Below are 13,425 nucleotides of genomic sequence, written 5' to 3'. Positions count from 1 at the left end.
TAGGCTCCGTTGTTCTGCTTCTGGGTTAGATGACTTTGGCTTCGTTCCTGAGCTTGTCCACCAGCGCGGCGACATCTAGAACCTTGATGCCGGCGCTGCGCTTGGGCGGCTCGCTGACTTTGAGCGTCTTGATGCGCGGAGCGACATCGACGCCCAGATCGGCTGGCTTGACATTTTCAAGCGGCTTTTTCTTGGCCTTCATGATGTTGGGCAGCGTGACGTAGCGCGGCTCGTTCAGGCGCAAATCCGTCGTGATGATCGCCGGCAGAGTCAAGGAAAGCGTTTCCAGCCCGCCATCGACTTCGCGCGTGACCCTGGCGACGCCGCCTTCGACTTCGACCTTGGAGGCAAACGTGGCTTGCCCCCAGCCCAGCAGCGCGGCCAGCATCTGGCCGGTCTGGTTGCAGTCGTCGTCGATCGCCTGCTTGCCCAGGATCACGAGCTGCGGCTGCTCCTTATCGACCAGGGCTTTCAAGAGCTTGGCCACGGCCAGCGGCTGCAGTTCTTCGCCGGTCTCGACCAGGATGGCGCGGTCGGCGCCAATGGCCATGGCCGTGCGCAGCGTTTCCTGGCACTGCAGCACGCCGCACGAGACGGCGATGACCTCGGTCACCACGCCCTTTTCCTTCAGCCGCACGGCTTCCTCGATGGCAATCTCGTCGAACGGATTCATGCTCATCTTGACATTGGCGATATCGACGCCGCTGCCGTCGGATTTGACGCGGACTTTGACGTTGTAATCGACGACGCGCTTGACGGGGACCAGGATTTTCATGGCTGTGGCTCCAAAATAATCAGAAGGCGGGGATGCCTGTGATGGCGCGGCCCAGAATCAGGGCATGCACGTCATGCGTTCCCTCGTAGGTGTTGACCACTTCCAGGTTGACCAGATGCCGGGCCACGCCGAACTCGTCGCTGATGCCGTTGCCGCCCAGCATGTCGCGCGCCAGGCGGGCAATGTCCAGCGCCTTGCCGCAGCTGTTGCGTTTCATGATGGAGGTGACTTCCACGGCCGCCATGCCTTCATCCTTCATGCGGCCCAGCCGCAGGCAGCCCTGCAGGCCGAGGGAGATGTCGGTCATCATGTCGGCCAGTTTTTTCTGGATCAGCTGGTTGGCGGCCAGCGGCTTGCCGAACTGCTTGCGGTCCAGCACATACTGGCGCGCGCGCTCAAAGCAGTCCTCGGCCGCGCCCAGCGCGCCCCAGGCAATGCCGTAGCGCGCCGAGTTCAGGCAGGTGAACGGTCCCTTGAGGCCGCGCACCTCGGGAAAGGCGTTTTCCTCGGGGCAGAACACCGCGTCCATCACGATTTCGCCGGTGATGCTGGCGCGCAGCCCGACCTTGCCGTGAACCGCCGGGGCCGACAGGCCTTTCCAGCCCTTTTCCAGAACGAAGCCACGGATGGCGCCCTCATCGTCCTTGGCCCAGACCACGAACACATCGGCAATCGGGCTGTTGGTGATCCACATCTTGTTGCCGCTCAGGCTGTAGCCGCCCGGTACCTTGCGGGCGCGGGTGATCATGCTGCCGGGGTCCGAGCCGTGGTCCGGTTCGGTCAGGCCAAAGCAGCCGATGAATTCACCGGTTGCCAGCCTGGGCAGGTATTTCTGCTTTGTCGCCTCGGTGCCGAAGGCATTGATGGGCACCATGACCAGCGAGGACTGCACGCTCAGCATCGAGCGGTAGCCCGAGTCGATGCGTTCGACCTCGCGCGCCACCAGGCCGTAGCAGACATAGTTCAGGCCCGCGCCGCCATAGGCTTCGGGAATGGTGGCGCCCAGCAGGCCGAGTTCGCCCATTTCGCGAAAGATGGCTGCATCGGTTTTTTCGTTGCGAAAGGCTTCGAGCACGCGCGGCGCGAGACGGTCCTGGGAATAGGCCCTGGCCGCGTCAGCCACCTGGCGTTCGTCGTCGGTGAGCTGGCTGGCTAGCAGCATCGGGTCATTCCATTGAAAGCGGGAGTGGATGGCTTTGTTCATGATGATTGGGTAGGAGGGTGAATAAAAAAACAGGCGGGCAGGCGCGGATCAGCCCTGGCGCATCAGTTCGCGCCCGATGATGATTTGCTGGATTTGCGTCGTGCCTTCATACAGGCGCAGCAGGCGAGAGTCGCGGTAAAAGCGCTCGACCGGGTACTCGTTGATGTAGCCGGCGCCGCCGTGGACCTGCACACCCCGGTCCGCCACGCGGCCCACCATCTCGGTGCAGAACAGCTTGGCGCAGGACACGCGCATCGAGATGTCCGGGTCCGACACATGGGCCGGCTTGCCATCGAAACGCCGGGCGACGTCCTGGACCAGCGACCAGCCGGCCAGCAGTTCGGCCTGGCTGTCAGCCAGCATGGCCTGGATCAGCTGGAACTCGCCGATGGCCTTGCCGAACTGCTTGCGGTCACGGGCGTAGCCCACCGATTCCTCCAGGATGCGCTGCGCCATGCCGCAGGCCACGGCCGAAATGTTCAGCCGGCCACGGTCGAGCACCTTCATCGCGGTCTTGAAGCCCTGGCCGGGAACGCCGCCGATGATGTTGGCCGCCGGTACGCGCACGTTTTCCAGGATCACGTCGCAGGTCTTGGTGCCGCGCTGGCCCATTTTCTTGTCCGTCTTGCCCAGCTTGATGCCCGGCAGGTCGGCCGGCACGATGAAGGACGAGACGCCGCCGGCGCCCGGCCCGCCGGTGCGCGCCATCAGGGTGAAGGCGCCGGCGCGCGGCGCGTTGGTGATGAAGCGCTTGGTGCCGCTCAGCACGTAGTGGTCGCCGTCGAGTTCGGCGCGCGTCTTGAGGGACGCGGCATCCGAGCCGGCGTCGGGCTCGGTCAGCGCGAACGACATGACCAGCTCGCCGCTGGCGACCTTGGGCAGGTAGTCGCTCTTTTGCTCTGGCGTGCCGTCCATCAGGATGCCCTGCGAGCCGATGCCGATGTTGGTGCCGAACACCGAGCGGAACGCCGTCGCGGTGCGGCCCAGCTCATAGTTGACTTGCACTTCCTGGCTGACGCACAAGCCGATGCCGCCGAATTCCTCGGGCACGGTCAGGCCGAACAGGCCCATGGCCTTCATGTCTTCAATGATGTCGGCGGGCACATCGTCGGTTTCTTCCAGGATGTTTTCGGCGGGAACCAAGCGTTCCCTGACGAAACGCTGGACGGCGGCGAGCAAAAGCTCAAAGGATTCGGTATCGAGGGCCATGGTTTGCTCTGTGTAAGAAGTGATGGATCAACGGTGTTCGAACACCGGAGTGCGTTTGGATAGAAAGGCGTGCATGCCTTCGTGGGCGTCCTGGCTGGCAAAGCGCGCATGCAGCTCGCGGCGTTCATACAGGATGCCTTCGGTCAGCGAGCTTTCCCAACTGCGATTGACCGACTCCTTGATCGCCATCAGCGCGGGCAGGGAGTAGCTGGCGATCTTCGCGGCCAGGGCCAAAGTCTGTTCCAGCAGCTGCTCATCGGGCACGACGCGCGAGACCAGGCCGTAGCGGTCGGCTTCATCGGCGCCCAGCATGCGGGCCGACAGGCACATGTCCATGGCCTTGGCCTTGCCGATGGCGCGCGGCAGGCGCTGCGTGCCGCCGGCGCCGGGCAGCATCGCCAGCTTGATCTCGGGCAGCGCGAACCTGGCCGATTCGCCGGCGATGATCAGGTCGCAGGCCAGCGCCAGCTCGCAGCCGCCGCCCATGGCAAAACCGGCCACGGCGGCAATCACCGGCTTGCGCACCCGGCGTATGGTTTCCCAGTTGCGGGTGATGAAGTCGCCCTGGTACACGTCCATGTAGCTCCAGTCGGCCATGGCGGCGATGTCCGCGCCGGCGGCAAAGGCCTTGGGACTGCCGGTGATGACGATAGCGCCAATCGCGTCGTCGCGGTCGAACGCCAGCAGGGCGTCGCCCAGCGCATCCATGAGCGCATCGTTCAGGGCATTGAGCTGCCCGGGCCGGTTCAGCGTGATCACGCCAACCCGGCCACGGACTTCCGTCAGGATGGGGTGTAGTTCTTTCATGGGTTCCTGCCGAGTGAAGGTGCTATTAAATCAATAGCTGCTTGCGCATACACAGCATGCGCAAACGGCCTGTTCGATGCCTGAAATCGTGTTGTGGGGTCAATCCACGTTGATCTTGCTGTCCCTGATCAGGGCGGACAGCATTTTGGTTTCGCTGGTCAGCAGGCTCTTGAACTCGGCGTTGCCCAGTCCGACCGGCTCGGCGCCCAGCGATTCATAACGGGTCTTGGTCGCTGGCAGGCTCAAGGCCTTGGCCACTTCGCGCACCATGCGGGCGGTGATGTCGGGCGGCGTGCCGTTGGGCGCCCACATGCCAAACCAGATATCGAGTTCGGCGCCCTTGAAGCCGAGTTCGGCCAGCGTCGGCACATCGGGGAAAAAAGAGGAACGATTGGCCCCGGCCACCGCCAGCATGCGGACCTTGCCCGAACGCACATGCGGAAACGCAATGCCCGGATCCATCACATAGTCCACCTGGCCGGCCATCACGTCCTGCAAGGCCGGCGCGGCGCCCCGGTACGGAATGTGGGTGGCAAAAATGCCGGTCACCCGCTTGAACATCTCGGCGGCCAGATGCGGCGGCGTGCCGGGGCCGGCCGAGGCATAAGACAGCTTGCCCGGGTTGGCCCGGGCATAGGCGACGAATTCCCTGGCGTCCTTGAAGGTGGACTGCGGCTTGACCACCAGGTACATCTGGCTGCGTCCGACGCCGGCCACGGGGGTCAGGTCCTTGGCCGGGCTGATGGTCTGCTTGAAGAGAAAAGGGTTGGCCGTCTCGACCGAGGTCGGCGCAATCAGGAAGGTGTAGCCGTCGGCCGGCGCGCGAATGACTTCGGTAGCCGCCACATTGCCGCCTGCGCCGGGCTTGTTGTCCACCAGCACGGTTTGTCTGAGTGCCTCGCCGAGGGATTGGGCCATGACCCGGGCCATGACATCGGTCGTGCCGCCGGGGGCGAAACCGACCACGATCCGGATGGGTTTGGCGGGCCAGGCCGGCGCCTGGGCCAGGACTGTGCCGGCCAGGCCGAAGGTGCAGACGGTGGCGGTGGCCGCCTGGATCAGGCGGCGGCGCAGCAGGGGCTGGGGGGAAGTGAACATGGTCTTGTTTCCTGGGTGTCGTTGTGGGGGAGGGATGCTTTAAACCGTGCCGCCCTGAAGCATGTCGCGCAGCTTGAACTTCTGGATTTTTCCGGTGGGCGTGGACGGCATGGCATCGCGCACGATCAGCCGCTCGGGCATGTACTGCACGGCGACTTTCTGGGATTTCAGGAATTCAACGATGGAGGGCAGGTCGATGCTCTGGCCCGGCTTGGGCACCACCACGGCGCAGGCGCGCTCGCCCAGCCGTTCGTCCGGATAGGCCACGATGGCCGCCATGGCGATGGCCGGATGCCGGTACAGCAGATACTCGATCTCGACCACCGGAATGTTCTCGCCGCCGCGAATGATCACGTCCTTGCTGCGGCCGGTGATGCGGACGTAGCCTTGCCCGTCCAGCTGGGCCAGGTCGCCGGTGTCGAACCAGCCGTCGGCATCGGTGGCGTTCAGCTGCGGGCGCTTGAGGTAGCCGCCAAAGTTGGAGCAGGCGCGCACCAGCAGCCGGCCGGCCTGGCCCGCAGGCAGCGCGCTGCCGTCCCCATCGACCACCTTGAGTTCCACGCCCGGCAGCGGACAGCCGTCGGTGGTGAAGGCGCGTTCGTCATCGTCGTCAAGGTTGATCAGGGTGACAGCGCCGTTTTCGGTCATGCCCCAGGCCGACACGATCTTGGTGCCCAGCACCCGCCGCGCCTGCTCGACCAGCGCGCCGGGAATGGGCGCGCCGGCGCACAGAAAGGTGCGCAGCGTCGGCACGGCCTTGCCGGACTCGGCCACAGTGCGGGCCAGGTCGGTGAGAAAAGGGGTCGAGGCCATGGTGAAGGTCGCCCCTTGGTCGCGAATCAGGGCTATGGCCTTGAGCGGCTCCCAGATGTCGAGCAGCACGGCGCTGGCGCGCAGCATGATGGGCATCATCAGGCCATACATGAAGCCGGTCTGGTGCGCCATCGGCGAGGCCATCAGCACCACGTCGTCGGCGCCCAGCCGCAGGCGTTCGGCGTAGGGAATGATGTTGGCCATGGTGGTGTTGGCCGTGTGCATCACGCCCTTGGGTTCGCCCGTGGTGCCCGAGGTGTAGATGAGCTGCGTCACGTCGTCGGGGCCGGGCCGGTGGCGCGTCAGGATGTCCTGTGCATCGGCGGCGTCTTCCCAGGCCGGGCCGCTCAGCAGCGCGTCGAAGCTGTTGGCGCCGCTGCCATCGACCACCACGATCTGCTTCAGCTCGGGCAGGCTGGGCTGCAGCGCGGTCACCATCTGCTCGAAGTCAAAACCGCGAAACACTTTGGGCACGATCAATACCCTGGCCTCGCCGTGCTTGAGCATGAAGGACAGCTCGCGCTCCCGGAAGATGTGCATCAGCGGGTTCATCACCGCGCCAATGCGCGAGCAGGCCAGGTAGGTCACGGTGAACTGCCACCAGTTGGGCAGCTGGCAGGCCACCACGTCGCTCTGGCCCACGCCCAGGCGGGTCAGGCCGACGGCCACGCGATCCGCCATGGTGGCGAGTTCGCGGTAGGTGAAGCGCGTGGTGGCGCCGCTTTCAGCCCGCATGGCGGTCAGCGCCAGCTTGTCCGGGCAAGTGGCCACGCAGGCGTCCAGCTCATCATTGATGGTGCGGTCGTGCCAGAAGCCCTGGGCCACGCTTTGCGCCCGGCGGGGCGCGATCAGGACGGGGTCGAATTCCATGGTCTTGTCTCCTTGTGTTTTTTAGTGCTGGGCTCAGGCTGGCACGAACTTGCGTCCGGCGCGCACGCGCGCAATGACGGTCTTCATGATCTGGGCCGTGCCGTCGCCGATCTGGAAGCCCAGCACGTCGCGCAGGCGCTGCTCCATCAGGCCTCGGTCGTAGCCGCCGTGGCCGAAGCACAACAGACACTGGTGGATCACGTCGTAGGCCAGCTTGGGTCCCCACCACTTGGCCATGCCGGCTTCCGCCGTGTGCGGCAAACCCTTGTCCTTGAGCCACAGGCCCTGCAGGCACAGCAGGCGGGCGCCTTCGACTTCGGTGTCGAACTGGGCCAGCGGATGCGTCACGCCCTGGAAGCTTGAGAGCGGCTGGCCGAAGGCCTGGCGCTGGGTGATGTATTCCCAGGTTTCATCGAGGGCCACGCGGGCCACGGCCAGCACCTGCAGGCCGATCAGCGAGCGCGAGAAGTCAAAGCCGTGCATCACCTGCACGAAGCCCTTGTTCTCGTCGCCCAGCCGGTGGCTGACGGGCACGCGCACGTTCTCGAAGAAGATCGAGCCGCGACCGATGGCCCGCTGGCCATGGCAGTCGAAGCGGTTGGTGCTCAGGCCGGGCAAGTCCATCGGCACCAGCAGCGCGGTCACGCCATGGGCGCCGTCCTCGGGCTTGCCGGTGCGGCCGAACACGACCGTGATGTCGGCCTGGTCGGCCGCCGAGATCGAGGTCTTCTCGCCGTTGATGACATATTCATCGCCGTCGCGCTCGATGCGCAGGCGCAGGTTGGCCGCGTCGGAGCCGCCGCGCGGCTCGGTCAGGGCGATGGCGCAAATGGCCTCGCCCTGGGTGAGTTTGTGCAGCCAGGGCTTGACCACCTCGGGGTTGCCGTACTTGGACAGGATCTGGCCGTTCAGCGACGCCAGCAGGTTCAGGTAGGAAAAGCTCAGGTCGGCGCGGGCGATTTCCTCGTGGATCACGCCAGCAGCGAGGCAGCCCATGCCTTGGCCGCCGAACGCTTCGGGCAGCTCGGGACAAATGAACCCGAGTTCACCCATCTCGCGCAGCAGCGCTCGGTCCAGAACGCGCGTCTGGTCGCGCTCCAAGAAGCCGGGTGCGACACGTTTGGTGGCAAAGCGGCGTGCGTGCTCAGCCAGCGCCTGCAGGTCTTCGTCGATATAGGGGTTCGGGTTCATCACGGATCTCCAGTGGCTTACTTGGCGAACTTGCGGAAGTCGGGCTTGCGCTTTTCCTTCAGCGCATTGACGCCTTCACGCGACTCTTCGGTGTCGTAATACAGCTTGAGCGCGTACATGCCCAGTCCGGCGATGCCGCTCTGGTGGGCGGTGTCGGCGTTGAAGCTGCGCTTGGCAATGGCCAGGGCCGTCGGGCTGCGCTCGCAGATTTCCTCGCCCCACTTTTGGACGGTGGCGTCGAGTTCCTCGTGCGGCACGCAGATATTGGCCAGGCCCATGGCGACGGCCTCGGCGCCCGAGTAGCGGCGGTTCAGGTACCAGATCTCGCGCGCCTTCTTCTCGCCGACCACTCTAGCCAGGAACGCCGTGCCGTAGCCGGGATCGACCGAACCCATCTTCGGGCCGACCTGGCCGAACTGGGCCTTGTCGGAGCAGATCGTCAGGTCGCAGATCGTGCACAGCACGTTGCCGCCACCGATGGCAAAACCCTGCACGCGGGCAATCACCGGCTTGGGCACGTCGCGCAGGGCGGTGTGCAACTCTTCCATCGGCAGGCCGATGGTGCCGCGCCCGTCATAGTTGCCGCTGTGGGCCGACTGGTCGCCGCCGGTGCAAAACGCCCGGTCGCCAGCGCCGGCCAGCACGATGGCGCCCACGTCCTTGTCATAGCCGGCCTTGTTCAGCGCCTTGATGATTTCGTCGCAGGTCTGGCCCCGGAACGAGTTCATTTTCTCCGGCCGGTTGATCGTGATCCATGCCACGCCGTTGCGTACTTCGTAAAGGATGTCTTCGAATGTCATGATGATTTCCTGTGGGTTGGGGAAGTTAAAAATTAGCGATGCAAAAGCCGCCGCGTCGGGCAGCTCACCAGGCGTGGGATGGGGCAATCCCTAGCCAGCAGGGGCCGCAGGCGCAGCGGCCCCCTCGGGGGCAGCGAACCACACGAAGTGGGGAGCGTGGGGGCTCATCCGTGCATGGTCAGGCCGCCCGACACGCTGATGACCTGGCCGGTGATGAAGGCTGCGTCGTCGCTGCCGAAGAAAACGATGGCGCTGGCCAGGTCGTCGGGCTGGCCCAGGCGGCCCAGCGGGATGGCGCTCTTGAACGCCTCGATCAGCTTGGCCGGGTCGCGGGCGCCTTCGGCCACGCCAGCGAGCAGGGCGGTGTCGGTCGGGCCGGGGCACACCACATTGACGGTGATGCCCTGGCGGGCGTGTTCACGCGCCAGGGTCTTGGACAGGGCCACCAGGCCGCCCTTGCAGGCGGCGTAAACGGCCTCGCCGGAAGAGCCGCCCCGCGCGGCGTCGGACGCCACGTTCACGATGTGGCCGTATTTGCGCTCGGCCATGCCCGGCAGCACCGCGTGGTGCATGTGCAGCGCGCCGGTCAGGTTGATGGCGATCAGCTTGTCCCACTCGGCCGGCACGGTTTTGACGAAGGGCTTGAAGACGTCCCAGCCGGCGTTGTTCACCAAGACAGCGATGGGGCCAAGAGCCGCTTCGGCGGCCGCCACGGCGGCATCGACTTCGGCGCGGTCGGTGATGTTGCACTTGAAGGCCTGGGCGATGCCGCCAGCGGCCTTGATCTCGTCCGCCACGCGCTGGGCCGCTTCGACGTTCATGTCGAACACGGCGACCTTGGCGCCTTCAGCGGCAAAACGACGGCAGGTCGCGCCGCCAATGCCGCCGCCGCCGCCAGTCACGATGACCGTCTTGTTTTTCAGTTTCTTCATGCTTCTCTCCATCTGTCGTTGAGGTTGGTATGCTTGCTGCATTGGCCTGGGTATTTAGGACAATACATTGCTATATATTAGGCTGAAGAATTTTTTAGTGCAAGCGTATTTTTGTATGGAATTTATATGGTTTACCCTAATGAAAATGCTGTTTCTGTGCGGACGGAACTGGCCAACAGGTTGTTCTTTCGCTTGTATCAATGTACCAATATGTTGCATAAAACCGGGACGCGCGCGGTAGAGGCCGAAGGCCTGACCACGCAGCAGTGGGCGGTGCTGGGCGCCTTGTCGCGGCCGGAAGCCGAGGGCGGCATGAGCGTCGGGGATCTGGCCCGCTACCTGATGGTGAGCCGCCAGAACCTGGCGGGGCTGATCAGCCGGATGGAGCGCGACGGGCATATTTGCACTGCCCCCGATGGGCGCGACCGCCGTTCGCGCCTGGTGACGATGACGGCGTCAGGCCGGGAGGTCTGGGCCGTGAAGGCGCAGCCCAAGATTCATGACTATTACGAGCAGGCACTGGAAGGTTTTTCGACCAACGACCTCACCCATACGCTGCACTACCTGCTCAAGCTGCTGGAGAACATGAAGCGTCTTGATGACGACAAAGAACCCACCCAGACGAATGAACCCTGATCAGGGTGACCTGCCTTCCCAAGCCAGAAATGCCTTGGAAGCCTTGTACGTCTGGCGGCGGACAAACAGGCACAATACCGACCTTTTTAAACCAGCAGGAACACACGCATGCCGCAACTTCATTTTGTGAAACAAGGCCAAGGCCCACTGGTGGTATTGAGCCACGCCCTGGGTTGCGACCTGACCATGTGGGACGGCGTGGCCGCCGCGCTGCAGGATCGCTACACGGTGCTGCGCTATGACCACCGTGGCCATGGCCGCTCTGCCGCCGCCGCTGGCGCCTACACCATTGACGACCTGGCCGACGATGCAGCGGACTTGATTCGCACGCAAGCCACCGATCCGGTGCATTTCGTCGGCCTGTCCCTGGGCGGCATGACCGCCCAGGCATTGGGTGCGCGCCACCCGCAATGGGTACGCAGCCTGGTCATCGCCAACTCGGCCAGTCATTACGACGATGCTGCCCGGGCCATGTGGCAAGCGCGCATCGACACCGTGCTGGCCCAGGGCGTGTCGCCGATTGCCGAAGGCGCCATGCAGCGCTGGTTCACGCCGGAGTTTCGCGCTGATGCGAACGGCGGCTGCGCCCGCGTGGCCGCTCTGCGCAAGGTGCTGGAAGCGACCGCGCCCGGGCCTTACGCCGAGGCCTGCGCCGCCGTGATGCATATCGACCTGGATGCCGGCAACGCCCGCATCACCTGTCCGACGCTGGTGATCGCCGGTAGCCGTGACGAAGCCACGCCGCCCGCCATGTCGCAGGCGATTGCCAAGGGCATTGCGGGCGCGCAGCTGCAAAGCCTGGACGCTGCGCACCTGAGCGCGGTGGAGCAGCCCGAGGCCTTTGCCCGGCTGCTGCTTGATTTCTGGCAGGCGCTGTAAAACCTTCCCGCCGCCTCAGCGCAGCGGCGTTGTGAGCAGCAGGGCCGCAAAGGCCCGCGCCGCCGCGCTGCGCGAGGCACCGCGCCGCCACAAAATGCCAGCGTGGCGCACCATCTGCGGCTCGGTCAGCGCGATGGCGTGCAGATCCGGCGCCTGCCGCGCGGCGCGTTCGGGCACGATGCTCGCCAGGTCGCTGTGGCGGCACACGCCCAGCAAGGCTTCCACCGAATCCATTTCCACCCTGACCGTCGGCGCCACATCGGCCTGACGCAGGCTGGCGTCAATGAGCCGGCGCGTGGCAAAGCTGCGCGGCAACAGCGCCAGCGGCATGCCCGCCAGCGCTTTCATGGCCAGGCTGCGTCGCCCCGCCAAGGGATGCAAGGCGCCTACCACCAGCAGCATGCGCTCGTCGAACAGCGGCTCGGTCTCGATCTCCTCGTGTTCGGTCGGGTGAAAGGCAATGCCCAGGTCCAGCTCGCCGCGCAGCAGCAAAGCCTCAATCGAGCCGGCGCGCAAGTCGCGCACCTCCACCATCACCCGAGGGTGCGCCTGGCTGAAGGCGGCCACCGTGGCCGGCACCACCGTGTTCAGGAAAGTCGGAAAGGCGCCCACCGTCAGCTTGCCGGACTGCAGCCCGCTCAGGTCGGCCAGCGCCATGCGGCCGGCCTCGATTTCCTTCAAGGCACGGGTGGCATAGACGCGAAATTCGGCCCCGGCTTGCGACAGCTTCAGGCCCCGCCCCAGCCGGTCGAACAGGGTCACGTTCAACTCCTGCTCCAGCTGGCGCAGGCCGTGCGACAGCGTGGACTGGGTCACGAACAGGTTTTGTGCCGATTGCGTCAGGTGCTCGGTCTGGGCAATGTCGAGAAAGTAGCGGAGTTGGCGGATTTCCATCCGCTCATCGTACTTCAATCGTTCGAATGTATCGAACGATTTGTTCCAAATAAATCATTGGAAGCGGGTCTTGTTTACCCTTAATCTTCAGCTGTTTTTCACTTCCGAAGCAAGGGTCACATCCATGACGAGTCGTTTTCCGATTGAGCGCATCGAGGCGCGGATTCTGGACATTCCCACCATCCGTCCGCACAAGCTGTCGTTTGGCTCAATCAGCCGCCAAAGTCCCGTCATTGTCCAGCTCTGGCTGGCCAACGGCGCTTGCGGTTTCGGCGAGGCGGCCACCATTGGCGGGCCGTCGTGGAACGAAGAGTCGCCCGAAGGCATCCAGCATGCCATCAGCGCCTACCTTGCACCCGCGCTGCTGGGCCAGGACGGCGCCTGCTTTGAAACCGCGCTGACCCGCATGGACCTGGCCTGCAAGGGCAACGCCTTTGCCAAGAGCGCCGTGGAAATGGCGCTGATCGACGCCGTGGCGCGCTCATTGAGTCTGCCGGCCTGGCAACTGCTGGGCGGCAAGCGCCACCAGAGCCTGCCCCTGGCCTGGACGCTGGCCAGCGGCGACGTGGACCGTGACCTCGAAGAAGCCCAGCTGCGCCTGGAGCAAAAGCGCCACCGCATCTTCAAGATGAAGATCGGCGCCCGCAGTCCGGCACAGGACGTGGCCCATGTGTCGCAAATCGCGCGCGGCCTGGCAGGCCGGGCCACGCTGACGGTCGATGTCAACCAGGCCTGGGACGGCAGCACCGCGCGCCGCTACCTGCCGCAACTGATTGATGCCGGCGTCACCCTGATCGAGCAACCCGTGGCCAGGTGGAACGTGGAAGCGCTCAAGACGCTGACTGCCACGCTGGGCAACCGTGCCAGCATCATGGCCGATGAAACCGTCTGCACCCCGCAGGACGCCATGCTGCTGGCACGCGCCCAGGCCTGCCATGTGTTCTCGCTCAAGGTGGCCAAGCATGGCGGCCTGCTGCGCACGCGCCAGGTGGCGGCCGTGGCCGACGCGGCCGACATCGGCTGGTACGGCGGCACCATGCTGGAAACTTCCATCGGCAGCGCGGCCTCCGCGCACCTGTTCTCCACGCTGGGCACGCAGCACCACGGCTGCGAGCTGTTTGGCCCGCAGCTGCTAGTGGACGACCTCGTCACCGAACGCATGGCGATTCGCGACTTCGAGCTGCAGTTGCCCGATGGCCCCGGCTTTGGCGTCGAGGTGGACATGGCCCAGCTCAATCGTTTTGACCGCGCCCGTACCGGCCAGGCGCAAGTACACATCGACCTCGGCCACCGCGCCGCTACTCTTTAAGGAGCTAC

Annotated in this window: 13 protein-coding genes; 3 read left to right on the top strand and 10 right to left on the bottom strand. The window is 65.0% G+C overall.

The features are described from left to right. Nucleotides 1-25 precede the first annotated feature (25 nt). The 9 genes from PNAP_RS10690 to badH all read right to left on the bottom strand — a co-directional run bounded on the left by PNAP_RS10690 (nt 26) and on the right by badH (nt 9,699). Nucleotides 26-775: an electron transfer flavoprotein subunit beta/FixA family protein gene (locus PNAP_RS10690; RefSeq protein ID WP_011801518.1), complete on the bottom strand. Its 750-nt coding sequence runs from the start codon at nt 773-775 to the stop codon at nt 26-28. Nucleotides 776-794: 19 nt separating this feature from the next. Beyond that, complete coding sequence (locus tag PNAP_RS10685) at nt 795-1,979, bottom strand: acyl-CoA dehydrogenase (protein WP_011801517.1); 1,185 nt, start codon at nt 1,977-1,979, stop codon at nt 795-797. Between the two features lie 48 nt (nt 1,980-2,027). Next, nucleotides 2,028-3,188, bottom strand: a complete 1,161-nt coding sequence (locus PNAP_RS10680; protein ID WP_011801516.1) for an acyl-CoA dehydrogenase family protein — start codon at nt 3,186-3,188, stop codon at nt 2,028-2,030. Nucleotides 3,189-3,215: 27 nt separating this feature from the next. Next, the gene (locus tag PNAP_RS10675) at nt 3,216-3,995 is read right to left on the bottom strand and encodes an enoyl-CoA hydratase (RefSeq protein WP_011801515.1); all 780 of its coding nucleotides are present in this window, start codon (nt 3,993-3,995) and stop codon (nt 3,216-3,218) included. A gap of 99 nt (nt 3,996-4,094) precedes the next feature. After that, complete coding sequence (locus tag PNAP_RS10670; protein WP_011801514.1) at nt 4,095-5,093, bottom strand: Bug family tripartite tricarboxylate transporter substrate binding protein; 999 nt, start codon at nt 5,091-5,093, stop codon at nt 4,095-4,097. Nucleotides 5,094-5,132: 39 nt separating this feature from the next. Beyond that, entirely contained in the window at nt 5,133-6,776 is a 1,644-nt protein-coding gene (gene aliA, locus PNAP_RS10665; RefSeq protein ID WP_011801513.1) for a cyclohexanecarboxylate-CoA ligase, read from the bottom strand. A gap of 33 nt (nt 6,777-6,809) precedes the next feature. Further along, entirely contained in the window at nt 6,810-7,967 is a 1,158-nt protein-coding gene (gene aliB, locus PNAP_RS10660; protein WP_011801512.1) for a cyclohexanecarboxyl-CoA dehydrogenase, read from the bottom strand. 17 nt (nt 7,968-7,984) lie between these two features. Continuing rightward, the gene (badI, locus tag PNAP_RS10655; protein ID WP_011801511.1) at nt 7,985-8,767 is read right to left on the bottom strand and encodes a 2-ketocyclohexanecarboxyl-CoA hydrolase; all 783 of its coding nucleotides are present in this window, start codon (nt 8,765-8,767) and stop codon (nt 7,985-7,987) included. 164 nt (nt 8,768-8,931) lie between these two features. Further along, on the bottom strand, nt 8,932-9,699 hold the full coding sequence (badH, locus tag PNAP_RS10650) for a 2-hydroxycyclohexanecarboxyl-CoA dehydrogenase (protein WP_011801510.1): 768 nt from the start codon (nt 9,697-9,699) through the stop codon (nt 8,932-8,934). Between the two features lie 126 nt (nt 9,700-9,825). Here badH and PNAP_RS10645 point away from each other — a divergent pair, with 126 nt between their 5' ends. Continuing rightward, entirely contained in the window at nt 9,826-10,335 is a 510-nt protein-coding gene (locus PNAP_RS10645) for a MarR family winged helix-turn-helix transcriptional regulator (RefSeq protein ID WP_011801509.1), read from the top strand. Nucleotides 10,336-10,443: 108 nt separating this feature from the next. Next, nucleotides 10,444-11,214: an alpha/beta fold hydrolase gene (locus PNAP_RS10640; protein ID WP_011801508.1), complete on the top strand. Its 771-nt coding sequence runs from the start codon at nt 10,444-10,446 to the stop codon at nt 11,212-11,214. 15 nt (nt 11,215-11,229) lie between these two features. Here PNAP_RS10640 and cynR read toward each other — a convergent pair whose 3' ends face one another. Next, a complete protein-coding gene (cynR, locus tag PNAP_RS10635) occupies nt 11,230-12,108 on the bottom strand; it encodes a transcriptional regulator CynR (protein ID WP_011801507.1) in 879 nt (292 codons plus the stop codon). Between the two features lie 124 nt (nt 12,109-12,232). Between cynR and PNAP_RS10630 the strand changes: the two genes are divergently transcribed. After that, nucleotides 12,233-13,417 carry a muconate cycloisomerase family protein gene (locus PNAP_RS10630; RefSeq protein WP_011801506.1) on the top strand — a complete coding sequence of 395 codons (1,185 nt, stop codon included), beginning with the start codon at nt 12,233-12,235 and terminating at the stop codon, nt 13,415-13,417. The last annotated feature ends 8 nt before the right edge of the window (nt 13,418-13,425 follow it).

This window comes from Polaromonas naphthalenivorans CJ2, assembly GCF_000015505.1.
Taxonomy (GTDB): domain Bacteria; phylum Pseudomonadota; class Gammaproteobacteria; order Burkholderiales; family Burkholderiaceae_C; genus Polaromonas; species Polaromonas naphthalenivorans.
Note: the sequence above shows the minus strand (reverse complement) of the source record. Positions and strands in the feature narration are given on the sequence as shown.

What these genes read in the sequence shown, in the direction of transcription:
- PNAP_RS10630 (WP_011801506.1), top strand. Translation starts at nt 12,233, where the DNA reads ATGACGAGTCGTTTTCCGATTGAGCGCATCGAGGCGCGGATTCTGGAC.
- badH (WP_011801510.1), bottom strand. Translation starts at nt 9,699, where the DNA reads ATGAAGAAACTGAAAAACAAGACGGTCATCGTGACTGGCGGCGGCGGC.
- PNAP_RS10690 (WP_011801518.1), bottom strand. Translation starts at nt 775, where the DNA reads ATGAAAATCCTGGTCCCCGTCAAGCGCGTCGTCGATTACAACGTCAAA.
- PNAP_RS10670 (WP_011801514.1), bottom strand. Translation starts at nt 5,093, where the DNA reads ATGTTCACTTCCCCCCAGCCCCTGCTGCGCCGCCGCCTGATCCAGGCG.
- PNAP_RS10680 (WP_011801516.1), bottom strand. Translation starts at nt 3,188, where the DNA reads ATGGCCCTCGATACCGAATCCTTTGAGCTTTTGCTCGCCGCCGTCCAG.
- badI (WP_011801511.1), bottom strand. Translation starts at nt 8,767, where the DNA reads ATGACATTCGAAGACATCCTTTACGAAGTACGCAACGGCGTGGCATGG.
- PNAP_RS10645 (WP_011801509.1), top strand. Translation starts at nt 9,826, where the DNA reads ATGGTTTACCCTAATGAAAATGCTGTTTCTGTGCGGACGGAACTGGCC.
- aliA (WP_011801513.1), bottom strand. Translation starts at nt 6,776, where the DNA reads ATGGAATTCGACCCCGTCCTGATCGCGCCCCGCCGGGCGCAAAGCGTG.
- aliB (WP_011801512.1), bottom strand. Translation starts at nt 7,967, where the DNA reads ATGAACCCGAACCCCTATATCGACGAAGACCTGCAGGCGCTGGCTGAG.
- PNAP_RS10640 (WP_011801508.1), top strand. Translation starts at nt 10,444, where the DNA reads ATGCCGCAACTTCATTTTGTGAAACAAGGCCAAGGCCCACTGGTGGTA.
- PNAP_RS10685 (WP_011801517.1), bottom strand. Translation starts at nt 1,979, where the DNA reads ATGAACAAAGCCATCCACTCCCGCTTTCAATGGAATGACCCGATGCTG.
- cynR (WP_011801507.1), bottom strand. Translation starts at nt 12,108, where the DNA reads ATGGAAATCCGCCAACTCCGCTACTTTCTCGACATTGCCCAGACCGAG.
- PNAP_RS10675 (WP_011801515.1), bottom strand. Translation starts at nt 3,995, where the DNA reads ATGAAAGAACTACACCCCATCCTGACGGAAGTCCGTGGCCGGGTTGGC.